The organism is Psychrobacter sp. 4Bb, from assembly GCF_002836735.1.
Taxonomy (GTDB): domain Bacteria; phylum Pseudomonadota; class Gammaproteobacteria; order Pseudomonadales; family Moraxellaceae; genus Psychrobacter.
This window is the reverse complement of the sequence record NZ_PJAS01000052.1, coordinates 123,141-147,894: the sequence shown is the minus strand read 5'-3', so window position 1 is coordinate 147,894 and position 24,754 is coordinate 123,141. Positions and strand designations below refer to the sequence as shown.

Sequence of the window (24,754 nt, the reverse complement as noted above, 5' to 3'; positions counted from 1 at the left end):
TATGTTTAACTCTTAAATATATATGTAAAGGTTAAACGTCATCGTCGCCTTAACAACTGAGACTAGAATACCGAGTTGTCACCCTATATTTATATAGGTTCCCAGTAATGCGATGTGAGTGTTTGTAAGGACTATAAGCTTTAGGTAAAAATTGTGACGACATCGCTGTTAAGTTTGTGTTGTGAAAGTAGCCTGTTGTAAAAGTAACAAGGGTTTCAATAATGGCAAAGATTTCACTATTATGGAATAGCAAGCATCAGCAATTTATCTTGGTTTTGACCTGCTTATTACAGGGCTTCTTGTTATAATACCCAGACCATTTACTTTGCATGGCAGAGATGCCTTGATCTTACGGATTATGCCTTTATGATGACCATCTCCGGACAACCGTTTCTTACCGATTTTCAGACGCAGCAACTCATCAGTCAGTTCCAGCAAAAAACCGAGCTAAATGTCAGCCAGATCCATACCCAGCAAGTGTATGTGTTATCACGAGAACTCGAAGGTGATGAGCATAAAAAAGCGCTAGACTTACTTGCTGTCGATAGTAGCACTGTCCTTGAAGCCCCAAAAAGCAATCAATTACAAGTCATCGTAGGTCCACGTTTTGGCACGATTTCGCCATGGGCAAGTAAAGCGACTGATATCTTTAACAACTGTGAAATTGCGATCAATCGCGTTGAGCGTGTCGTTGTCTATACCCTAACAATCGATGGTGAAGTCAGTGAAAAGCTATCGACTGCCGCTGAGCAGGTGTTGTTTGATCGTATGACGCAGAGCTTGGTCTATGATTTGAGCGATGTCAGTAAATTGTTCGACGATCAAGCGCCAGCATCACTGAATCATATCGATGTCATCGGACAAGGTCGTACGGCGTTAGAATCAGCCAACACAGAATTCGGCTTTGCGCTATCTGTCGAAGATATTGATTATTTGATGAATGCGTATGTTAATGAGCTAAAACGCAATCCAACCGATGTTGAGCTGATGATGTTTGCACAAGCAAACTCAGAGCATTGCCGTCATAAGATTTTTAACGCTGAATGGACAGTCGATGGCGCAGTACAGCCAAAATCACTGTTCCAAATGATTAAGAATACTTATAAAGCCAATCCACAAGGTATCTTGTCAGCGTATAAAGACAACGCTGCGGTGATGGCAGGGTCTGAGGGTATGCGTTTTTATCCAATTCCTACCGACGCGATGGATGCCAATTCAATTCATCCTTATTACTTTCATCAAGAAGCAATCGACATTTTAATGAAGGTCGAAACCCATAACCATCCAACCGCGATTGCCCCTTATTCTGGTGCAGCGACGGGTGCTGGTGGCGAGATTCGTGATGAAGGCGCGACTGGTCGCGGCGGTAAGCCAAAAGCGGGTCTAACGGGCTTCCACGTGTCACATCTACATATCCCAGAGCTCGCTGAGAAATGGGAGCAGTCAGGTCAATTGAGTACGCAGGATTATGGTACGCCAGATCGTATGGCAACCAGCCTTGAGATCATGACCGAAGCGCCATTAGGCTCAGCCAACTTCTCAAACGAGTTCGGTCGTCCAAATCTATGCGGTTACTTCCGTAGTTTTCAGCTAGATACCTCTGCGGCAAAAGACGGCAGCGAGATGCGCGGCTATCATAAGCCGATCATGCTGGCAGGTGGTTACGGCAATATCAAACGCAACTTGATTGAAAAAAATGCCATCCAAAAAGGTGATTTGCTCATCGTCCTTGGTGGCCCTGCGATGCAAATCGGTCTGGGCGGCGGTGCCGCATCGTCGGTCGATAGTGGTGACCTTGATGAAGGCTTAGACTTTGCTTCAGTTCAGCGCGATAATGCTGAGATGGAGCGTCGTTGCCAAGAAGTACTTGACCGCTGCTGGGCACTAGCGGGCGATGATGTCGATGTAAGCAATAACAGTAAAGACGGCAACCCAATTGTCTCACTACATGATGTAGGGGCAGGTGGTCTGTCTAATGCGATGCCAGAGCTGGTCAATGATCATGAAATGGGCGCGCATCTGAACTTGCGTAAGATTCCATCATTAGAAGCTGGCATGTCGCCAATGGCCATTTGGTCAAACGAAGCGCAAGAGCGTTATGTCCTCGCGATTCGCCCAGAGAGCAAAGATCAGTTCGATGCCATCTGTGCCCGTGAGCGCTGCCCATATGCTATCTTGGGCGAGGCAACCGATATTCGTCAGCTAATCGTTGATGATGAGCTGTTGGACGAGCAACCAGTCGATATGCCGATGCAAGTACTGCTCGGCGGTACACCGAAAATGCAACGCAGCTTTGAGCGTACCGAGAGCACGTTGCCAGCATTAGAGCTTGATGATGTGAATCTAGCTGAATCAATCACCGATGTATTGCGTCACCCAACCGTGGCGAGCAAATCATTCTTGATTAGCATTGGTGACCGTTCCATCACGGGTATGGTCGTGCGTGATCAGTATGTGGGTCGCTATCAAGTGCCTGTATCAGATTGCGCAGTGACCGCTTCTGGCTTGGTGGCGCTAGATGGTCAGCCAATGACTGGCGAAGCAATGAGTGTCGGCGAGCGTACGCCTGTTGCGCTTATCAGTCCAAAAGCCTCGGCGCGTCTAGCGGTCGGTGAAGCGATTACCAACATCGCTGGTGCGCGTATCGCTCAGTTGTCTGATATCACCATGTCAGCGAACTGGATGGCCGCGTGTGGTGATGACGTAGAAGATGCTGCCTTGTTCGATGCCGTACATGCCGTTGGCGAAGAGCTATGCCCAGCACTGGGTATCGCTATCCCAGTCGGTAAAGACTCGCTATCTATGCGTGCTAACTGGACTGACAATGCTAACGATAATGGTGAAAACCAAGACAAATCAGTCGTCTCACCAATGAGTTTGGTCGTGACTGCGTTTGCCCCTGTCGTTGACGTCGCAAAAACGCTAACCCCTGAGCTAATCAATGGCGACAGCGCGTTCTATCGTATTGACTTGTCAAAAGGTAAATTGCGTCTAGGTGGTTCAATCCTTGCACAGACGCTGAGCCAACTAGGCAACGACTGCCCAGATTTAGCACAGCCAAGTGATTTGATCGACTTCTTTAACTTTATTCAAGCGGGTAATGAGCAAGGCGTCATCAGTGCCTATCACGATATCGGTGATGGCGGTCTGCTTGCGACCATCGCTGAGATGCAGTTCACTAGCCGTCAGGGTATCAAGCTGTCATTAAATGACGATAATTTACTCGGTCAACTGTTCAGTGAAGAGCTAGGTGCAGTTATCCAAGTATTGCCAGAAAACGTTGCGGCGCTCATGCAATTGGCAGAAGAATTTAACGTTGCTGACATGCTGAGCCTCGTCGGTCAAAGCTCTGAAGAAGACAGCCTACTGATCCAAACGCCAACGCTTATGGGTGACGACACCCTACGCTTTAGCCGTACTGAGTTGCAGCAAGCATGGACTCAGGTCAGCTATCAAATCGCGCGCCGTCGTGATAACCCAGCGTGTGTACAGCAAGAGTATGACTTGATTAGCGACGCGAGCCATAAAGGTCTGATCGCTGCGCCAAACTTTGATCTCAATCAAAAAGTTGAAGAGCCATACTTGGCTAGCCGTGAAAACAAGCCAAGAGTCGCTATCTTGCGTGAGCAAGGCGTCAATGGTCAGACAGAGATGGCAGCAGGCTTTACCCAAGCTGGCTTTGAAGCGGTTGATGTACACATGAGTGATCTACTCAGTGGTCGCATCAATCTACGTGACTTCGACGGTCTGGTCGCTTGTGGTGGCTTTAGTTATGGTGACGTACTTGGTGCAGGCTCTGGCTGGGCGAACTCTATCTTGTTCCATGACGAGCTACGCATGCAGTTTGTGCGCTTCTTTGCCCGTCCTGATACCTTTAGCTTGGGTGTCTGTAATGGTTGTCAGATGATGGCTCAGCTCAAAGACCTGATCCCAGGTGCGGAAAACTTCCCACGTTTCGTCGCTAACAAATCGGCTCGTTTTGAAGCACGTACGGTCAACGTAAAAGTTGAGCGTACCAAGTCTATCCTGTTCAAAGGGATGCAAGACAGCATATTGCCAATCGCGGTGGCGCATGGTGAAGGCTATGCCACGCTAGATAATACCGAGATCGACGGTATGGCAAACCACGGTCAGCTGGCGATGCGTTATGTCGATAGCCAAGGTCATCCAACCGAGACGTATCCGCTCAATCCAAACGGTTCGCTCGGCGGTGTCACGGGTCTGTGTAGCACTGATGGTCGCGTCACTATCATGATGCCACATCCTGAGCGTAACCTAAAAGCCTATAACCACAGCTGGAAACCAGAAGAGTGGGACGAGGACGGCGCGTGGATGCGTATGTTCCGTAACGCTCGAGCTTGGTTGCGTTAAGATATAGGGTAATTTGTTCTAAGCTATAGTTTTAAATAGCTGTTTGTTAAATAAGAAGGTGGGCTTAGGCTCACCTTTTTTGTGTTTAGGGTTTGGATTTTTAGAAATAGGGGTTAGCGTTTATATCGTGTTTTCACGAATATAAGTAATGACACCCATGCTAAAATCGCGGTTAACAAACAGCGAAATTAAGCAAAATAAGGAAGAATAAAATGTCAGGAATTACAGATATTAATGAGCTATTGAGTTCGATGCAGCCAGCACTGGTTGATGAATTATTCGTGTTTTGTACCGTCACAGGGCAGCTAGCAGAATACGTAAGCTTAGCGCCAATTGCGACGTTTATAGAGGCAGAAGGGCTGACTCTGGTGTTAACAAAAGACAAAGCTGATGAGGCAGGTTTGCATTACGAAGGCGTGTTTCGCCAAATCACTCTGACGGTGCATTCAAGTTTAGAAGCGGTAGGTCTAACCGCAGCCGTGTCAACCAAACTGACCTCAAAAGGTATCAGTGCCAATGTGATCGCTGCCTATCATCATGATCATATATTTGTATCGGATGATAAGGCGGAGCAGGCGCTATCTGCGTTAAAAGAGCTGAGTAATATATAAGGTTTTTAACGTTCTCAATTGCTCCTTTAGGATCAGCTGAGTTAGTTAAGACAATTGTTTTAGACAGCTGTTTTTTAAAATAAGAAGGTGAGCGCTAAGCTCACCTTTTTTATGTTTGGGATAATAACTTTAAAGTAGTTTCAGTCTAGGCTTAGTATTTTCACTGATTAACTTGAACGTTATATCATCCAAGATCTGATAGCCAAAATCGATATTTTCATAAAAATTCCTACCTTCTTTTTCCAGAAGAACCTTAATTATCTTACTTAACAGAATAGGTTTTTCACGCTCAATAGGTTCAGGTTCTGTCTTGTTATATCCTTGCTTACTGAATTCGACACAATTAGAACGATAAAGCCAGTCAGTTAATAGTCTATGTTCATGAAGGTTATAGTTGAGAGCTGCAAGCGATACCTTCCAATATTTTTTATAACTTATTAAGTTCGCCAAATTCAAATTATTTGGAGCCATAGCAACAAAGGCCTCTTTAGGCATCAAAAAGCTAGATGCAAACCTATCAGCTTCGTGTTCTTTATCCTTCATATTTTCAAGCACGTTTCTATCATCACTATGAAGTACTAAGTGACCAAGTTCATGAGCAGCATCAAAACGCATTCTTTCTGCTGACTTCGCTGTATTCAAAAATACTATAGGTCTTCCATCATGATAAAAAGAAAATGCATCAACTTCTTTCACTTCCATTGGCAAACGGAATACCGCAATACCATGTGATTCTAGTAAAGCAATAATATTTTTAATCGGTAATACGCCTAACTGCCAATCACCACGAAGGGTTAAAGCAGTTTTCTCAGGTTCATTAACTAAGGCATCAATATCGAAACCTTGGAAAATGGGAAGATTGGAAATTGTCTTATCAAAATACTCCAAGGTTTGAATTGCAAACTCACTGTAAGCAAGCGCAGAATTTCTATACTGGGCTTTTATACGGCTATATGAGCGAAAGAAAATTTGCTCATCCACTATTTGTGTTTTAAAGGTGGAGTTAAAGAAACTAAAAGGTAGGTTTAATGACTCACTTAAATTAACTACTTTTTCAAAATCAGGTACTGAAGGTTTACTCTCGTTTAGATAGTTTGAAATCGTAGCTTCAGTACATGACAAGATATTTGCTAGATCTTTATTTGTTTTCCCCTTTAAGTCTTTAGCTATTTTTAGACGGTGCTTATTGAATTCAAAGTTACTCTTCATTGCTCGCATTTTTATACCCAATTTCAAACGAGTCCTCATTCACTGATTCATCAGCAAACTCACTCATATATGACTGAACCTCATTTTCTAAATCTGAAGAAAACATTAATCTACAATCATGATCAGTTGGAAAGATTTTACCATCATCCATTTCTATATAAGACATTGGTCTTGCAAGTTCGTAAATTAAACTTGGGACATCATCTTGATAAATTTCATGTTTTCTAGATGGATAGTATAAGACCCAAGTTTCCAATTTCTCGCCAGTCATATTTCTATATTTATTTATATCAATTTTATGCTTGGTTTCAATACCTTTTGAACAGTTTGACGATATTGGCAAGTCCATATTGCCTAAGGCATCATTACTAGACATAATAATAATCTGAATGTTATTACCAATGATGGTTAAGGTGGGTTGTCCTTGATCTCGGTTGAATTCAACTTCATTAGAAATAAGCTGGAGAGCTATATTTTCTCCAATGTCACCCCAGCGTGCTATACCACTTGCGCAGTTCACTGTAGTCTTCATATTGAAGTTTTGATCAGCTTTTTGTATAGCGTCAAATACAATTTGCGGAGTAAAGCCAAATTTTTCTTTCAGTACTTTGATAGCTTCTTCATTATTTATGAGCTCACCGTCTTTGTTACGGCTATTTAAATCACTGAACATCTCATATTGCGGTGCTTGGTATGTCATATCTGTCTCACCCATGTTATTTTTATAAATTATAACATCATATGATGTGTTAAAAAATAAAAATATGAGTTAAGTTCATTCTTTTTACAAAGAATAATTTAATCAAAAATATCCATATCCTAGTAAACAAGCCTTACGCTCTATCTTAGCCTTAGCAATCAACTCATGAATCTCATCACTCTTTAATACCCAAAAAAAATGGCACTGAAATCAGTGCCGTTTTATCAGTCGTGGCAACTTAAAAGTTAACCACGATTCCTTAAATGTTGAATCACCAAAATCAATCCCAGCTTAAAATCACCTTACCGCATTGCCCACTTTCCATGATATCAAAGCCTTCTTGAAAGTCATCAATGTGCATGCGATGGGTAATAATTGGTGTCAAATCAATACCGCTAATCAGCATTTGCTCCATCTGATACCACGTCTCCCACATCTCACGACCATAAATACCTTTTAGGGTTAACGCCTTAAAGATAATCTTGCTCCAATCCACCGTGGTGGTGTTGGGCAAAATGCCCAAGAGCGCAATTTTAGAGCCGTTATACATATTGCTAATCATCGAATCAAAGGCCTGAGGCGAGCCTGACATCTCAAGCCCAATATCAAAGCCGTGCATTTTTAATGTATCGATAGTGCCTTCGATGGTTTCACCCTTGGCTGGGTTGATGGTCATCGTCGCGCCCATTTTTTTGGCAAGCTCTAAGCGATAATCGCTGATATCACTGACCACGATATTACGCGCCCCTGCAAATCGGCAAATCGCCGTTGCCATTGACCCAATCAGCCCCGCACCCGTGATTAGAACATCTTCACCCAGTACAGGGAATGAAAGGGCAGTATGCGTGGCATTGCCAAAAGGGTCCATAATAGCGGCCATCTCATCGCTGATACGTTCATCGAGTTTGATGACATTATCGGCAGGTATCACCAAATATTCGGCAAACGCGCCATCGCGGTCAACGCCCACGCCGATGGTGTTTTCGCACACATGTAGCTTACCGCGGCGGCAGTTACGGCAATGCCCGCAAGCGATATGTCCTTCGCCTGTGACTCGATCACCTACTTCAAGATGCTTGACGCCATCGCCCATTTCACTAATGACACCGACATATTCATGTCCGATGATCATTGGCGTGTTTATGGTTTTTTGTGACCATTCATCCCACTTATAAATGTGCAAATCTGTGCCACAGATGGCGGTTTTTTTAATTTTTATTTTAACGTCATTGATGCCGACCGTTGGTTCTGGCATGTCTTGCATCCAGATGCCTTTTTCGGCATGAGCTTTAACCAGTGCTTTCATACTTTTCTCTTATTTAACGGTGTTGTACTTAAGGGTTGAATCTAGATAAATATCGAGCGACGCTTAATCAATCACCTTCATTTGCTTGGCGACTTTGATAAAGGCGGCGATACACTGGTCGAGCTGCTCGCGAGTATGGGCGGCAGAGAGCTGCACACGAATGCGAGCCTCATTTTTGGGTACGACAGGATAGAAGAAACCAATCACATAAATGCCTTCTTCAAGCAGTGCGTCTGCCATCTGTTGCGAGACATTGGCGTCATAGAGCATCACCGCACAGATGGCCGATTCGGTAGGCTTGATATCGAAGCCTGCGTCTTGCATTTGCTTCACAAAATAGGCAGTATTTTCATGCAATTTATCTTGTAAGGTATTGTCTTGCGATAGCATTTCAAACGCTTTTACCCCAGCGGCAGCCACCATAGGAGGAATAGAGTTGGAAAACAAATACGGGCGTGAGCGTTGACGCAGCATCTCAATCATTTCTTTTTTACCCGTGGTAAAGCCGCCAATAGCACCGCCAAACGCCTTGCCTAAAGTACCCGTGATCAGCTCAATGTCACCACGTAGATCAAACAATTCAGTCACGCCGCCACCAGTGCGACCGACTACGCCTGCTGAATGCGATTCGTCAATCATCACCATGGCATCATATTTTTGTGCCAACGCATAGATCTCATCCATTGGCGCTACGTTACCATCCATTGAAAACACACCGTCAGTGACAATCAAACGAAAACGCTGTGCTTGCGCCGCTTGCAATTGCGTTTCTAAATCTTGCATATCCGCATTGGCATAGCGATAACGCGCGGCTTTACACAGGCGCACACCATCGATGATCGAGGCATGATTTAACGAATCAGAAATAATGGCATCTTCGCTGGTCAGCAGTGGCTCAAAGGCACCACCATTGGCATCGAAACAGGCGGCATAAAGAATCGTATCTTCAGTATTAAAAAACTTAGAAATTGCCGCTTCTAATTGCTTATGCAAATCTTGCGTACCACAAATAAAACGCACCGATGACATGCCGTAACCTGAGTCTTCAATGGCTTTGATCGCCGCCTTTTTAATCTCAGGATGGTCAGACAATCCAAGGTAATTATTGGCACAGAAGTTAAGCATCTCACGGCCATCGGCGATCTTGATGAGCGCATCTTGCGGAGAGGTGATAACGCGCTCGGTCTTATATAGTCCTGCCTCGCGTATATCGCTGATTTCTTGTTGTAGGTGTTTTTGAAAGGCTTGATACATAAATATTCCTTTTTTAGTATTATTGGTATTCGTTTGATAATAGAGATATTGGGACTGGTAATAGAACTAGGCTATCAAAGCCAAGCTATCAAATCTGCGCATCATCCTAGCCATCATTAAAATCAACGATAAAACCAAAGATGCAGGAAGACAATGAGATGGTGCGAGCAGTGATACTATCTATAACCCTGTGAGTGGTGATTTTATCATTAGCCTATCGCAATAAATAGCCTAAATAGTTGGTAGATAGGCTTTCTTTTATAAAGTGATATAGCGTTGTTTGGTTATAGTATTGGTCTTATAGCAGCTTAGAAATGTCTCAAAACATAAGACATCAACTTGCGCATTTACATAATCTTGGTTGGTAAGCATTGATAAGTACTGTCTATCCAGTTATTCATCTTTGGGACGCTTCTGAGCCTCAGCGATCAACTCATGAATCTTGGCGCTTTCCTTTAGCACACAAGCATCATAAGCAGAAAGCGGCTCAGGTTCTTGCTCCTCTTTCTTTTCCTGCTCTTGCTTGGCTTTTTCTTCTAGATACTTTTGTAGATTGTCTTGCTCATCTTTTTGAGAATTATTCATGGCTTATGTCTCCTGATAGTCTGTATTCTTTAATAAAAATCATCCCGACCAGCATACTTCTTATTTAGCGCTTGCAATATCGCATAGGTCTCGCTATCCATATGACCCGTTGGCTGCTGCGCTCTAAAGTGCAGCTGAAACGCATAGACGACATCACGACTGGCTTTGTCCCACGTATCGGTATCGTTGATTTGATAGCCGTATTTGCGAAACGCTTGCTTAATTTCAGGTATCGTGGCCGACGCAAATCCATCTTGATTCATAAAGAACTGCTTATCAAATTCATCATACCAAGCGCCGATACCGTAATCGAAATACAGTCTCTCCCACGGAAATTTGGCACCGGGGTCTATCTTGCGCGAGGGTGCCATATCGGAGTGACCGATGATATTCTTTGGTGAGATGTCATAGCGTGTGGCGATATCTTGCACCAGTTGTGCGACTTTTTTAATCTGCAATTCATCAAATGCCACATAGTGCGCATAAGGATGATAATCGAGCGTGCCATTTTTTAGCGCGTCTCGATATTCAGGCTTGATACCGCTATTGACAATCTCGATACCGATAGAGGTATCGTTTAATATCGTCCGTCCTGCAAAGCCGCCATCACCTGCATGCCATGCGCGCTCGCTCTCTGGTACTAGGTTATAGATTTTATCGTCATCATTGTCTAATACCAGATAGTGCGCGCTCACATTGCCCGTGGTCAATGTCTTTATCGAGCGTTCATTATCTGAGACTGTATAGTGCAAGACGATGGTTTTGACGCGCTCGCTTTTGCCAGTAGCTTGGTAGGTTTTACTATCCACAATGTAGCTGTCAGTAGTGGCTACTGGAGAGGTAGTCGTGACGCAGCCAACCAACGGCAGTGTTAGGCCAAACGCTAAGAAACTATTTTTTACCATGAAGTGCTCTGTATGGGAAAGTTACGGTTATAGCATCGTTTGCATTTGATGCTGCTGGTGTTTATTTCGCTCGACAGCTAAATGCTGCTGGTCGTTAATTAGGATTGAGGTTAGGGTTAACCGCGATTTTTTTATAACCAATCGCCCCGAGCAGAATAAAAAGCCCTAGCAAGACATAAGCGTTGAACGACAGCGCTGCTGGTGAAAATGGTAGCAGCAATAGCGATATAAAGACCACACTGATTAATACAGAGAGATAATTTAGCAAACCCGCTTGTTTCTTTTTTCGCTCATTGATGAGGTCGGCGGTCGTGACATAAGCAAAGCCAACGGTTATACCCAAGGACGCCATTGTCACGATATCGAGTAGATAATTTCTACCTAGCCAAGGAGAGAGTAGGCACACCAAGCATATCAATATAACGGTCTTTTGCTTACTAAATTGGTTGTGTTTATCTGTAAATATACTAGGCAATAATGACGTGTCGCCCATAGATTCTAAGAGCTTGACCGATGACAATATAAAGCCATTGATACCGCTCATTATCGAGCCAATCATAGCGATCGATAGCAGCCAAATGCCGATGCTACCAATCCGATTGTCTATGCCTTCACCCGTTGCCCAGTGGCTGTCTTTGATCGCTTGATAGTCAAAGCTCATGTTTAGCGCGGTAAAGTAGTTGATCAAAAAGTAAAATAACACACCAGCGATGAGTGAAATTAGGATAATACTTTTGGTCTTGGTTTTTGAATCGCTAATGGCTTTTGAAATCTGCGGTGTGGTCTCAAAACCGACATACGCCCACGGCATAACGGCCAAGATAGGTAACCATGCCAGACTGGTGATAGAGCCGCTAGACATATCAGTTGGCAAAAATGTTTGGCTCGTTGGTGTCATCCAAAGCGAGGCAAAAAATAGCGCGGTGACTGATAGAATCATAAAGAGGGCGATATAGAGTTGGATTTTTGCGCCGACTCGTACGCCTTTTAGATTGATATAACTGAACAGAATAATAGCCGCGCTGCATAAGAACACTTCACTGGCGTAGACTTCCCAACCAGCAATCGTATACAGATAACCTAATTGTAAGCCGCTAGGTAACAGATAGCGCAGTAGCAAAGCGACGGCTGATATATTGAGCGCGATAATAGAGATATAGCCTATCGTGACGCCCCAACCATAGATATAGGCATGCTTGCGATTGATGTATTTTTCAATCCAATAGATACCGCCTGACTCGTTCTCTGGCGTTTGAGTCAGCAAATTAATATAGGCACGCGCAACCATATAGATGGCTAAAGTACCGATAATAATAGCAACAGAAGAGCCTAATAGCTGTGACTGTGGCAAAAACAAATCGCCTGGCATGACATAAGCGCCCCAGCCGATGATCGCACCAACGCTAATCGCTATCGCTTGTAGGTAGCTGATACTTCCTGTCTGTTCACTCATGGAGTGCTCCTTCACGATCAAAGATGTAGAAGGAGAGCGTGTTTATTATGGAACTGACATAGAACATGAAAAACCTTGTGACGCCATTACGCAGGGTAGTGGCTATCTTTTATAAATAGAAAAGTCATATTAAAGGTTTTTGTTGAGTGTTACCTTTTCAATCCTGTTGGATTTTTTTAGCCAGAACCTTTTTCCAACTGTCCTCTAAACAGTCAATCGCGAGCCACGGTTCAATCACATTGGTATCAAACTTTTCTTTAGAATTGGCCAGTTGCCATAACATCTTTAATGTCGCAAACGGATAAGGGCGCTCAATCAAATATACGGGCAAATCAGCGTCTATAATGCCATCACGGACGACTTGGAAGTACCAGCCAGAGATACCTTGCTTGCTGACCCATGCCGCGATATTTGGTACTTTGGTAAATTGGCCGATTTGGTCGTTGATTTTGTAGCAGGGGCGGCGCGGTTGGACGATACGTAGCTGAACGCTAGTATCATCATTACTAGTGTCTTGACCGTTTTCAAAATGCCCACCATATTGAAAAACATCACCAATGCAAACCGTAGATTCGGTCATTTCAGGCAAACCATCGACAGCTTCAGTCGTAAGGTTTTCTCCTAGCGTACCGACACGAACCTTTAAACTGAATTCTGCATTGATTTTTTCATATGCTGCAGGCGCTAGCTGATGCACGGCTTTTAATGGACCACCATGATGCTTACGGTCAGCCTGTTCATCAGTGGCGAGGCCCATAAAGTTGACGGCGACAGGAGATTTGATAGGTGCTTTATCAATGGCGCTCATTTCTTCACGAGCGAATGGCATAGACTTGCCAGCGCGGACACAAGTGAGGGTAGCGATATGTAGGGGCAGGTCTTGATTAAAGTCTGTTAGTGTTTGCTCAGGCGATTTTGTTAAGGTTTGCTCAGGTAATGACGTGTTCGATTCTGCGCTCATAAGGTTTCCTAATAGGTAGAATGAATAGGCTAAGGCGGCTTAATTTTGGCGGTTTAATTTTAATGTCTAATAAATATTGATACGAAATGAGCTTATCTGTACTCAATGATGTATCTGATTATACTGGTTCATCACCATAAAATTTACATAAAAAAAGACCAGAATAAGTATTCTGGTCTTTTTGATGGAGCGTTTCTTAATCTTGAACGAATATCGTCACTGACAAGCTTATTTGTTTTTGTTACGACGACCCGCAGTTTTCTTTTCGCGAGGGGTAGCAACTAGCTCAGCCAACTGCTCAGGTGATGACCATAGGCCTTCTAAGTCATAAAACTCACGTGCTTGCGGCGTCATCATGTGGACGACAACTGCGCCCAAATCAATCAACGTCCAGTCAGAGTCGATGCCACCTTCACGGCCAAGTGGCATAAAACCAGCTTGCTTAGCTTCAGCGCCGACGCTATCAGCCATCGCACGTACATGACGCTTTGAAGTACCATCAGCGATGATGATGCGCTCTGTTACGTCAGTCAACTCTTCTACATTCATTACAGTGATGTTCTTTGCTTTCATATCATCTAGAGCGCTTTGTACTAGGGTCAAGCATTCTGTTAGGCGTTCTGCAGTCATGGTGTTGGTCATAAATTTTAATCTCTTGAATCGTAAATATGTAAAATAAAGGGGTAAAACGTCAATTTGTCTTATCCGACTGATCATATGTTGTCAGTCACGCATAGAGACAGGATAGGCAAAATGACATAGATAAGGCGATTTTAACGGAATTGAGCAGCAGAATATAGCTGATGGGCGATAATATATTGATAAACAGCAGGATTTAGCCATTTAGCTAATGGATTAGATTCAGTATTGCTAATGATATCATTTATTGATGCTATAGATGCGATTTGCCTCTCAGCGACTGGCATTTTATTTGTTTGATCGTCTATTCTCTGTAGCTGCTCACGTATTTGTGTGCTTGATACCGCAGTAATAGGTCTCGAATCTATATAAATGCGTCCTTGATCGGCATTTTTCAAGTCAGTGCTATTGGGGTCAGTGTTATTTAGATTAGTGCTGTTTGAACTTGAGCTATTTGACGAACGTCGAATAGTGGGTGTTAATAGCTCGATAGGTGAGTCCGTTATATGGGGCTGCAATGACAACGGCAATTGCGATTGTAGAGTAGCAATATCTTGCACGGTCGCTGTATTGTTTTCAGAAGAGATAGTGCTGTCAGAAAATTTATCGCTAATACCATCGCTCATATCAGAACTGCACTGACGATTAAACACCCATAGATTGACATGGTCAGTGAGACGTAAGCCATCTTTCCATTTATCCAAACTATGGGCGCTGTCCATACCCATGATAAATATCAAGCTGTCATTAGGATATTGCTGTCTTAATGTGCGTACGCTGTCGATCGTATAGACAGGCGGCGCTTGCCATAGCTCCAGCTCATTAATCTGTATCGGCGTACTCTCCGTCGCTAGCTTTAGCATCGCTAAGCGATGGTTAGGGTCTGTACTTTGCGTCTTAAATGGCGAGCGCGCATTGGGTAATAAGGACACATGTAGGGTGCGCTGTAGCTGCGTTGCAATTGGTAGTAGGTGCTGATAGACAGACATCGCGACTTCTAAATGACCGTTATGTACGGGATCGAACGAGCCGCCAAGGTAGGCACGAATGGCAGGTGTAGGTGTTTTTTCTTGAGGGCTGTTGCTCGTATTTGGCATAAATAAATGTATCAAAGTAGATAGGGCGCATGTGGTCGTTGATGCACATTGCTCTTTTACTGGCTGGCCTTTTTAGGGTAAATAATTTGATGATAGCGCTATTGTAGAGGGCAGACGAGCATCTGTCACCATTGTCTGACCCCACAGTACCAATAAAAAACCGACCATCATAATGATAGTCGGCTTTGTATAGGACTTTAATGAGTGAGTCTTATAGCGATTAAATCAAATCGCTATAAGCTTGAATGGCAGTTAACGCGATGGTATAGACGATATCATCGACCAAGGCACCACGTGATAAATCATTCACGGGTTTATTCAAGCCCTGTAGCATAGGGCCGACACTGACGACGTTGGCACTACGCTGTACTGCTTTATACGTCGTGTTACCAGTGTTGAGATCAGGGAAGATAAAGACGTTGGCTTGTCCAGCGACAGGTGAGTCAGGCGCTTTTTGCTTACCGACGCTCATGACAGACGCCGCATCATACTGTAGCGGGCCGTCGACCTTGAGGTCTGGTGCGCGCTCACGAACGATTTGAGTTGCACGGGCGACTTTTTCGACATCCGCGCCTGCGCCTGATGAGCCAGTAGAGTAGCTGATCATCGCAACTTTTGGATCGATACCAAAGGCAGCAGCAGACTGTGCTGATTGAATAGCAATCTCAGCCAGCTCTTCAGCGTTAGGATCTGGGTTGATCGCACAGTCACCATAGACGACCACTTGCTCAGGCAACAGCATAAAGAACACTGACGACACGAGCGAATATTGCGGCGCGGTCTTGATCAACTGGAATGCTGGACGTACTGTATTGGCAGTGGTATGAATCGCACCTGAGACCAGACCGTCGACTTCGTCTAGTTGGAGCATGATAGTACCCAAATAGACCGTGTCTTTTAGGTATTCAGCAGCGACTTCCGCAGTGGTTTTGCCTTTACGGCGCTCTACGACAGCGGCGATATATTTGCTCATATCGAGGTTATCAGGATCGATGATCTCTAACCCTTCAGGTAGCGTTAGATCACGGTTTTTAGCCACTTGCTCAACGTCACTACGTTTAGCAAGTAATACGCAGTTGGCGATACCGCGACTCTGACAGATACAGGCCGCTTCGACTGTACGTGGTTCAGCGCCTTCTGGCAGTACAATGCGTTTCTTAGCGTGTTGTGATTTTTTGACCAATTGATGGCGAAATGCTGATGGTGACAGACGCGGCTCATGATTGCGGCTGAAGTATTCTTTAATCCAGCTCAGATCCAAATGCGCCGCCACATAACGAGCCACTTCATCAGCACGTTCTGTATCATCACTTGGAATCTCAGAACTCATATGCATCAGGCTCTGTACCGTCTCGTAGCTGTCGCTTTCGACACTCATGACAGGTATGCCAGTTTTGAGCGCTGACTGCCAAAGCTCAGCAACTGTATCGCTTGGAGTGATACCACCTGTTAATACTAGACCTGCCAATGGAATTCCATTGATACAGGCTAATCCAGCGGCTAACAGTAAGTCATCACGATCGCCAGGCACGACCATTAACGTACCACGCTTAAAGACTTCATTGACGCGCGCCACTGAACGAGCGGTTAAGCTGATACGATTGATACGACGTGTCTTTGCTTCACCAACATTTAGCCAAGTCGCATCGAGCTCAGTCGCGATATCCCATGTGCGTGGCACAGATAGGGAGTCACTAAAAGGCACCACCCCGATAAGGCGGAATACTTCGGTATTGAACGAAGGCGATAGACGCTGAACCTCTTGTAGGAAGTTCGGATCTAAGCTGACAACGGCCTCACCCGGCGCGACAGGTTGATTGTCAAACGTGTTCGGCACGTTTTGTACCCGCATCAATATCACGCCTAGCGTCCGTGAATCGATGACACCGCCAAACTCACGAGCATGGACATCCAGTTTATCTGCTAAATAAGCAGGTTTACTGATATCAGCAGTACTGACAAATATAATCTTGGCATCGAGCGCGTGGGCAAGTGCACGGTTGATTTGTGAAGCATAAGAGGTCTCAGTGGTTGGCACCAGACCTTCACAGATAATCACGTCATGACCATCATCGATCGTATGAAAATTGGCAATCACTTCTTCCATCAAGTCATCAAGATTGTCATCGCCTAGCATACGCTCGACGTGTTGACGGCTGATAGAGTCAGGTGGATTTAGGCCAAATGCGTGCATGGTCAATGCGCTTGAGCTGTCTAAGCTGTGCTGTTTGTCTAGCGTATCATCTTGCAAAAACGGCTTCATAAAGCCCGCTTTGATACCGTTATAATCAAAGGCACGGATTAGCCCTAGTGCGGCTGATGTCACACCGATACCGCGACTAATGGGAACAAGTAAAATGGTTTGCATAATATGTCCTACAATTTATTTTATTTTAGACGTCGAGTCATTTTGAGCAGCATGAAAAATGCAGTATAAAAACGCCAAGCACTTTATCTTATTTGTTTTCAGCTTTTTATAAGCGTCTAGAACGATAAGCGCTAGGCATTATAATCAATCGTCTTATACTAAGTTCAATGCTTGACGAGTCTCTTGAGCGATGCGGTATTCTTCATCTGTAGGAATAACCCACAGCTCGACACTGCTACCTTCTGCTTGGAAGCTGCCTTCTTGGCCACCGTACAATCCAGCGTTCTTTTCAGCGTCCATCTTGATGCCGAAATGACGCATGACGGCTAAAATACTTGCGCGCGTGGTGACAGAGTTTTCGCCAATACCACCAGTGAAAACAATACCGGTAAATTCAGGCAGTGCACAGCTTAAGCTGGCGAGGTATTTACCAGCGCGGTAGCAGAACATCTCGATGGCGAGCTGCGCATCTTTATGGCCTTCGCTCGCAGCTTGTTCAATAGTACGCAAATCATTTGATAGGCCAGAAATACCAAGCAGACCGCTTTCACTATTTAGCATCTTATCCGTTTCTTCTAGACTAATACCGAGCTGACGTTTCAGATGCATATGTAAGCTTGGGTCGACATCGCCGCTACGTGTGCCCATCATCAGTCCCTCAAGTGGGGTCAGACCCATGCTGGTATCGAGACTTTTGCCATCATATACGGCAGTTGCTGAGCAACCATTGCCTAGATGTGCGGTTATCCAGCCATGAGGACCTTTTGCTTCAGTAACCTGGCTAGCACGTTCTGAGACGTATGCATGAGATGTACCATGGAAGCCATAACGACGGATTTTGTGCTCTTCGTATAGATATTTTGGCAACGCATAGCGGAAGGCGACCGGTGGCATAGTTTGGTGAAAGGCGGTGTCAAATACCACAACTTGTGGAATATCAGGATAAATAGCTTGAACCGCTTCAATACCCAAAGCATTTGCAGGATTATGGAGTGGAGCCAAGATTTTTAGGCGTTTCACTTCCTCTAACGCATGCTGATCAACGCGAACGGCTTGAGAGTATTCACGGCCGCCATGTACCACACGGTGCCCGACTGCGATGAAATGATATTGCTCTAATAGCTCTAGGATTTTTTGCAGGGCAAGTTTGTGACTACCCCCAGGAATAGAGATTTCTAACTTATCGCCATTTAGCGTGGTGTGTTTGATACGGGCTGTATCGAGACCTAAGTTTTCGGCAAGACCGGTGATACGAGTAGAGTTGTCATCGCTGATCAACGCGTATTTGATAGAAGACGAACCGCAGTTGAGGACTAAAGTGGGGCTGGTTAGGGTTGATGTTTCGCTATTCTTATCATCAAAAGTGGTGCTTAGGTTGGCGCTCATACTCTATCCTTAGATTGGTTTTTATAAAGGGCAAATCAATTATATCGTTCGTTCGATACAAAAAAGACGTCTATTGCCACGTCCTGTTTTATTAGCATCAAATGCTACATCGCTGATATCTCAAGTGCTGTAGTAAAGGTCACTGAGATGTGATGTCATTATTATATGGAATTGATGAAGTTGATAACCGTCGAGTAAATAAAAATCAGCTATATATACTAATAATATCAAGCAAGCATATTGGCCATTTTGTTTATACTTGGGCTACTGTTTGACAGTGCTATGCATCCATGCTTATGAGGTAATGCGTATGCATCTCAGGCTAGCATCCTATTGCCGCCGCAAACTGGGAATATAATGTAACACATTTTTGTTTCTGCACCACGACAGGGGCAAGGTTTAAAATGTGTGATTAATAAATGGCTAAATATGAAATAAATCAATTACATTCAATGAGTTATAGAACTATAAATGGATAACTTATATGGGCGACATAGTAAGGCTATGACTCACAAAATTGTAAGAAATATTGTCGAGGCACCCATATGACATACATCCATATCTAAACTCGCAGACGATATTACTATAAAAATTCGACTAATGTTCTAGAAAATATCCAACATCACGCAAATTTATTCACCAATCATATTCAGTATCCGTACAGCTTTATGTAATAATGCTATGATGAAAATGGTCATAACGGCAGTGCTTTAACTGCTGGTTTTGCTGTCCGTTTGTTTTTATTTATCACGATTTACTAATGCCATTATGCCGTCGTAAGCTCACAGGTTATCTATTATATGTCTACTATACACAGCCCCTCAGCAGCCAAGCATGCTAGCTCGTTCGCTCGTACCAGTCGTCAGGCTGTTGCCACTTTATTTATTGGCAGTGCGGTTATGCTAGGATTGTCAGGCTGCGGGCAAAAAGGCGATCTATATCTGGCAGACTCTAGTAGTCAAACGATAGAGGGCAGTGTGTCTGTACTGGATAGTACTAGCCATCCACAAGATGCAGCCTTTGCGGGTATCGACGATGATAACTATCAAAAAAACCGCTACCTAGAAGAGAAAATGGTACTGCCTGAGCCTAGTACTGACCCCAACGACTATTAATTGCTAAGCTATTAATTACTAGACTAATAGTTGCTAGGCTAATAATCACTAAGCTGAGCCAATAGTTAGTGGTTAGGTGCTTGTTAATTAACAGTTTAATTGACTGCTTAACTAACCATCGATTCTGTTATGGCTAAATAGCTTTGCTACCTAAATTTAAATTTCACCCTTGATAATCTGATTATATTAGAGATGTTTATATGAGTCATTCTGAACTACCTGCTGACTTGACCGATTCTGCTACTGGCGAATCCGTTACTATCCAAACTGAGCAAGGGTTGTATGTTGACCCGAAAGCGTTGAGTGCTCACTTGCCAGCGCTAAGCTATCGCGGCGATGCGCTGTATATGGAGCAGGTCAGTATCGATGAGTTGGCAAAACAATATGGCACACCATGCTACGTGTATTCAAAGCAAGCAATATTGGACGTTTATCAAGCTTATACTGATAGCTTTGCCAGTCTGAATCATCAGGTATGCTATGCCGTAAAAGCAAACTCTAACCTTGCTGTGCTTGGTGTATTGGCACAGGCAGGCGCTGGGTTTGATATTGTCTCTCGCGGTGAGTTGATGCGTGTGTTAGCGGCAGGTGGCGCAGCATCACGTGTGGTATTCTCAGGTGTGGGCAAAACGTACAGTGATATCGAATATGCGCTGACTCAAGGTATTGGCTGCTTCAATGTTGAGTCTATCAGCGAGCTGAATTTAATCAATGACGTGGCAAAGTCACTTGATAAGCCTGCGCCAATCTCGTTACGCGTCAATCCTAACGTCGATGCCAAAACCCATCCATATATCTCAACAGGTCTCAAAGACAACAAGTTTGGTATCACTCACGAAGACGCATTAGCGGTTTATCAGCAAGCGGCTGATTTATCACATATCGACATCGTTGGTATTGATTGTCATATCGGCTCGCAGTTGACTGAAGTAGAGCCATTTGTTGCAGCATTAGATAAAGTTATTGAGCTGATACATAGCCTGCGTGACGCAGGTATTGAGTTGCAACATATCGATTTGGGCGGTGGTTTAGGTGTGCGCTATATCGATGAGACGCCTGTCTCTATCGATGATTTTGCCCAAGCGTTGTTACCAAAGCTTAGCGAGCTTGGTTTGACTGTGTTCTTTGAGCCAGGTCGTAGTATCGTTGCCAATGCTGGCGTGCTTTTGACCCAAGTTGACGTACTCAAGCCGACTGAGCATAAAAATTTTGCCATCGTTGATGCCGCTATGAATGACTTGATTCGTCCTGCTTTATATCAAGCTGAGATGGCCGTGATTCCAAGTGTGTTACCTAATGCCGGTATCGATACGGATGGTACGCAGCCGTGGGATATCGTTGGCGCGATTTGTGAGACGGGTGATTTCTTGGCAAAAGACCGCCTATTATCACTGGCAACAGGTGATGTGTTGGCCATCACTGGCGCAGGGGCTTACGGTTTTACCATGAGTAGTAACTATAACTCACGCCCACGTGCTAGCGAAGTGATGGTGTCTGGCGATAGTCATCAGCTTATTCGCAAGCGCGAAACGATTGAGGCGTTATATGCAGATGAAACATTGTGGCAGGCGCAGTAAGGTTATTAAAGACGAGCCAAAACTATCGCCGTATTTGATGATTGAAGAGAACCCATTGTGATAATGACAATGGGTTTTTTTATGACTGGATTTTGAGGAAAGTGTTTTTTAATTAAAGCTGATTTTTAATTGAAGGCATGCCTTTAGTTGAAGGCAACACCATTCACAAAAATTAGAGTAGCAAGGAAAACGAGTGCAAGTACTACTCACTGTAGACTAAACAAGTTTGACACCGCTAATCGTATTTTTTGGGATTGGTATTATTATGATTGTATCTGACAGCGTGCTAAGATAAGGCATACATAAAAATAGGATAGGACATCAAAGATATGCTAATAGAGTTTACTAAAATGCATGGGTTGGGTAATGATTTCATGGTCATTGATTTAGTGACCCAACGCTTAGATTTGACCAAGGATTTGGTGCAGTTATTGGGCGATCGCCATCTAGGTATTGGCTTTGATCAGCTGCTCGTGGTTGAGCCACCGATGCGCCCTGATGTCGATTTCAGTTATCGTATCTTTAATACTGATGGCACCGAGGTCGAACAGTGTGGCAATGGCGCGCGTTGTTTCGCGCGTTTTGTGCAGGCACGTAAACTGTCATTTAAGCAGCGTCTACGCGTTGAGACGGCCAGCGGTATTATTTCCCTGACTACTGATCGTTACGGTTGGGTAGATGTCGATATGGGCAAGCCTAAATTTGAGCCAGATGAGATTCCATTTAGCCCAAGAGCGACGACCAAAATCCAAAACACCTATCATCTTGATGTAAATGGTACGCCGGTACAGCTGTACGTTGCCAATATGGGCAATCCGCATGCTGTGATAAAAGTCGATGACGTACTCGATGCCGAGGTTGAGACTCTAGGCAAGGCAATTGAGTCGCATCCTGCCTTTCCAGACCGCGTCAATGTAGGCTTTATGCAAGTGATGAATCAGCGCCATATTCGTCTACGTGTGTACGAGCGCGGAGTGGGTGAAACGCAAGCTTGTGGTACAGGCGCGTGTGCAGCAGTAGCCGTTGGTATACGTGAGGGTTGGCTCGATGAGGGTGAGGAAATTCGCGCACAGCTATATGGTGGCAGTATGATTATCAAGTGGCAGCCAGGCTATTCAGTTACGATGACGGGTCCGACCGCTTTCGTCTATGAAGGCGTATTTAGTCCTGATGGCCTGATGGCACAAGCGGGCCTTAAACTCAATGCTGAAGGCTGATAACTGTTGTTAGGCCGATCGTATAAATGCCAAGGATGGTTCTAATATGGTTATGTCTACAAATAAAGACACTCAGGCGGCGAGCTCAGCACCTTGGCTATCTACTGAGCTGGCCGCCACTATAGAGTCGGACGCTGCATTGCGAGAGTTACTCGCACCTGTGCATCGTTGGCTCAATACATTGTCTGTGCGCAACCATTCGCCGCATACTCTGACCGCTTATTTCGCTGGTTTAAATCAACTAGCGTTATTTTTGCGTGGGAAGCGTCTAACGTGGACACGCTGTGATAAACGGCAACTGGCCCAGCACATCAGTCAACGTCTTGATGAAGATAAGTTGGCGCTTGCCAGTGTCCAGCAAGAGTTGTCTGCGATTCGGCATTTTTATGGTTGGATGATTGAAGAAGCGCTAGCACGTATCAACCCAACCACTGGCTATCAGCTTAAACGTAGTCCTAGACCGCTGCCTTCTATCGCTGATGTCGATTTACTGACTCAGCTACTCGATCAAGAAATGCCTGATACACCAGAGCAAGCGCGTTTATGGTTACGTGACAAAGCTATGTTTGAGCTGCTCTATAGTAGTGGCTTGCGCGTTGGAGAGTTGGTCGCACTCGATATGGCAGATGTAGACTTATCTGATTTACGGGTACGAGTCACGGGTAAAGGGAATAAAACACGCCTAGTACCATTAGGGATAAAGGCTGCAGAAGCAATTAGTCGATACTTGCCGCATCGTAACCTATGGGTAGAGCAGATGGATAGCGCATTGTTCATCAGTGAAAAGCTCGGCACCAGATTATCAACACGGGCAGTGCAACAGCGCTTAAAAGTTGCTGCTACTCGCGCAGGTATCGCACAAAACATGTATCCACATCTATTGCGTCATTGTTTTGCATCACATATGCTGTCAGGCAGTGGTGACTTGCGAGCCGTACAAGAGATGCTCGGGCATAGTGATATTAGCACCACGCAAATTTATACCCACGTTGATTTTGCAAAATTAACACAGGTTTATGATCGCGCCCATCCACGAGCAACTCATGCTCAAAATGATAAGAATCCTAACTAGTATTTGAATACGAAATTTACCGTACTTACTAACCTACGCCAAACGATGACAATCAAAGATAGGCAGCTTCTGACGGCCTTGCTCTTGCGCTTGCTTGTCTAATGACGCCATGATGATGGCATATTGTTTATCCAACTCGCTATCGTCATAGCTTGCGATAACACTACTATCAAACGCTGTAATGGCTGCATGTCCCCATGTTTGACGGGTACTACCATCTTTGTAAAGATGATCACCACCTTGTGCTGCGCCGATGACCATACATTGACTATCTAGAGCACGCGTCCGTAATAACAGCGACCAGTGCGCTTGTCCAGTCAAGTAAGTAAAGGCAGAAGGTGCACTCAATAGTTCGGCACCTGCTTGTCGCAGACGCTGCGCCAATGCTGGGAAGCGCAAATCAAAACATACCATCATGCCGAGTTGATAGACTGTATCGCCTACTGCTAGTGGCGCAATTACGGTCTGCGTACCCGGTTCAAAGGTTGCTGCTTCGTTATAGCTGCCATGCTTATCGGCCACAGTTGCGGTAAACAGATGAATCTTGTCGTAGCGTGCGACACGGGTACCATCTGGTGCAAACAGCTGGCTCACTTGGCGTAATCTACCATCAGGAACGACATTGCCATCAGGGCGATAATGGCAGGGTAACGAGCCTGCTAGTACATGGATACCAGCGGTGCGGGCGTAGTCTGCTATCGTCGCTGATAAGTCGTCAAAACGCTCAGCAGTAGCAGATTGCTGCCCCATGCTGCAGCAGTTCTCAGGCAATACAACAAGCTCAGCCCCTTGAGTTTGTGCATCTATGATAGCGGCTTTGATATCTGCTAAATTATCCTCAACATTCTGCTGACTGTTCATTTGAATAGCAGCGACGTTAAGTTGATGGTTACTTGAATTCATGACAATATTCCTATTGGGTGTGAGC

19 protein-coding genes are annotated in these 24,754 nt (G+C 44.6%); 6 read left to right on the top strand and 13 right to left on the bottom strand.

What is annotated here, in order from left to right:
* The first annotated feature begins 366 nt into the window (after positions 1-366).
* Together purL and CXF60_RS03775 are read left to right on the top strand one after the other, a co-directional pair.
* Complete coding sequence (purL, locus tag CXF60_RS03780; RefSeq protein WP_102090853.1) at positions 367-4,371, top strand: phosphoribosylformylglycinamidine synthase; 4,005 nt, start codon at positions 367-369, stop codon at positions 4,369-4,371.
* A 212-nt stretch (positions 4,372-4,583) separates the two neighbouring features.
* Positions 4,584-4,982, top strand: coding sequence for an ACT domain-containing protein (locus CXF60_RS03775; protein WP_102090852.1), 399 nt, complete (start codon positions 4,584-4,586; stop codon positions 4,980-4,982).
* A gap of 129 nt (positions 4,983-5,111) precedes the next feature.
* Here CXF60_RS03775 and CXF60_RS03770 read toward each other — a convergent pair whose 3' ends face one another.
* From CXF60_RS03770 to CXF60_RS03715, 12 genes are all read right to left on the bottom strand, one after another.
* The gene (locus CXF60_RS03770; protein WP_180958082.1) at positions 5,112-6,200 is read right to left on the bottom strand and encodes an XRE family transcriptional regulator; all 1,089 of its coding nucleotides are present in this window, start codon (positions 6,198-6,200) and stop codon (positions 5,112-5,114) included.
* On the bottom strand, positions 6,181-6,891 hold the full coding sequence (locus CXF60_RS03765; RefSeq protein WP_145990196.1) for a hypothetical protein: 711 nt from the start codon (positions 6,889-6,891) through the stop codon (positions 6,181-6,183). The genes CXF60_RS03770 and CXF60_RS03765 overlap by 20 nt, the downstream gene beginning before the upstream one ends.
* Before the next feature lie 280 nt (positions 6,892-7,171).
* Complete coding sequence (gene tdh, locus CXF60_RS03760; RefSeq protein ID WP_102090849.1) at positions 7,172-8,197, bottom strand: L-threonine 3-dehydrogenase; 1,026 nt, start codon at positions 8,195-8,197, stop codon at positions 7,172-7,174.
* 63 nt (positions 8,198-8,260) lie between these two features.
* Positions 8,261-9,451, bottom strand: a complete 1,191-nt coding sequence (gene kbl / locus CXF60_RS03755; RefSeq protein ID WP_102090848.1) for a glycine C-acetyltransferase — start codon at positions 9,449-9,451, stop codon at positions 8,261-8,263.
* Between the two features lie 393 nt (positions 9,452-9,844).
* On the bottom strand, positions 9,845-10,036 hold the full coding sequence (locus CXF60_RS03750; protein WP_102090847.1) for a hypothetical protein: 192 nt from the start codon (positions 10,034-10,036) through the stop codon (positions 9,845-9,847).
* Positions 10,037-10,065: 29 nt separating this feature from the next.
* On the bottom strand, positions 10,066-10,941 hold the full coding sequence (locus CXF60_RS03745; RefSeq protein WP_102090846.1) for an N-acetylmuramoyl-L-alanine amidase: 876 nt from the start codon (positions 10,939-10,941) through the stop codon (positions 10,066-10,068).
* 94 nt (positions 10,942-11,035) lie between these two features.
* The gene (locus CXF60_RS03740; RefSeq protein WP_102090845.1) at positions 11,036-12,394 is read right to left on the bottom strand and encodes an APC family permease; all 1,359 of its coding nucleotides are present in this window, start codon (positions 12,392-12,394) and stop codon (positions 11,036-11,038) included.
* Positions 12,395-12,551: 157 nt separating this feature from the next.
* Positions 12,552-13,223, bottom strand: coding sequence for an MOSC domain-containing protein (locus tag CXF60_RS03735; protein WP_228707038.1), 672 nt, complete (start codon positions 13,221-13,223; stop codon positions 12,552-12,554).
* A 360-nt stretch (positions 13,224-13,583) separates the two neighbouring features.
* Positions 13,584-13,997, bottom strand: a complete 414-nt coding sequence (rsfS, locus tag CXF60_RS03730) for a ribosome silencing factor (RefSeq protein ID WP_057758112.1) — start codon at positions 13,995-13,997, stop codon at positions 13,584-13,586.
* 131 nt (positions 13,998-14,128) lie between these two features.
* Positions 14,129-15,091 carry a nicotinate-nicotinamide nucleotide adenylyltransferase gene (locus tag CXF60_RS03725; protein ID WP_102090843.1) on the bottom strand — a complete coding sequence of 321 codons (963 nt, stop codon included), beginning with the start codon at positions 15,089-15,091 and terminating at the stop codon, positions 14,129-14,131.
* Between the two features lie 220 nt (positions 15,092-15,311).
* Entirely contained in the window at positions 15,312-17,459 is a 2,148-nt protein-coding gene (gene pta / locus CXF60_RS03720) for a phosphate acetyltransferase (RefSeq protein WP_102090842.1), read from the bottom strand.
* A gap of 153 nt (positions 17,460-17,612) precedes the next feature.
* Positions 17,613-18,845: an acetate/propionate family kinase gene (locus tag CXF60_RS03715; protein ID WP_102078029.1), complete on the bottom strand. Its 1,233-nt coding sequence runs from the start codon at positions 18,843-18,845 to the stop codon at positions 17,613-17,615.
* 800 nt (positions 18,846-19,645) lie between these two features.
* On the opposite strand from CXF60_RS03715, the gene lptM reads away from it, so the two are divergent.
* The 4 genes from lptM (at position 19,646) to CXF60_RS03695 (ending at position 23,826) form a co-directional block, all read left to right on the top strand.
* The gene (lptM, locus tag CXF60_RS03710) at positions 19,646-19,960 is read left to right on the top strand and encodes an LPS translocon maturation chaperone LptM (RefSeq protein ID WP_102090841.1); all 315 of its coding nucleotides are present in this window, start codon (positions 19,646-19,648) and stop codon (positions 19,958-19,960) included.
* Between the two features lie 347 nt (positions 19,961-20,307).
* Positions 20,308-21,537, top strand: coding sequence for a diaminopimelate decarboxylase (gene lysA / locus CXF60_RS03705; RefSeq protein ID WP_180958086.1), 1,230 nt, complete (start codon positions 20,308-20,310; stop codon positions 21,535-21,537).
* A gap of 329 nt (positions 21,538-21,866) precedes the next feature.
* Positions 21,867-22,754: a diaminopimelate epimerase gene (gene dapF, locus CXF60_RS03700; protein ID WP_102090839.1), complete on the top strand. Its 888-nt coding sequence runs from the start codon at positions 21,867-21,869 to the stop codon at positions 22,752-22,754.
* A 46-nt stretch (positions 22,755-22,800) separates the two neighbouring features.
* Entirely contained in the window at positions 22,801-23,826 is a 1,026-nt protein-coding gene (locus tag CXF60_RS03695) for a tyrosine recombinase XerC (RefSeq protein WP_102090838.1), read from the top strand.
* Positions 23,827-23,859: 33 nt separating this feature from the next.
* On the opposite strand, the gene CXF60_RS03690 is transcribed toward CXF60_RS03695, so the two are convergent.
* Positions 23,860-24,729 carry a nitrilase-related carbon-nitrogen hydrolase gene (locus CXF60_RS03690; protein ID WP_102090837.1) on the bottom strand — a complete coding sequence of 290 codons (870 nt, stop codon included), beginning with the start codon at positions 24,727-24,729 and terminating at the stop codon, positions 23,860-23,862.
* Positions 24,730-24,754 lie beyond the last annotated feature (25 nt).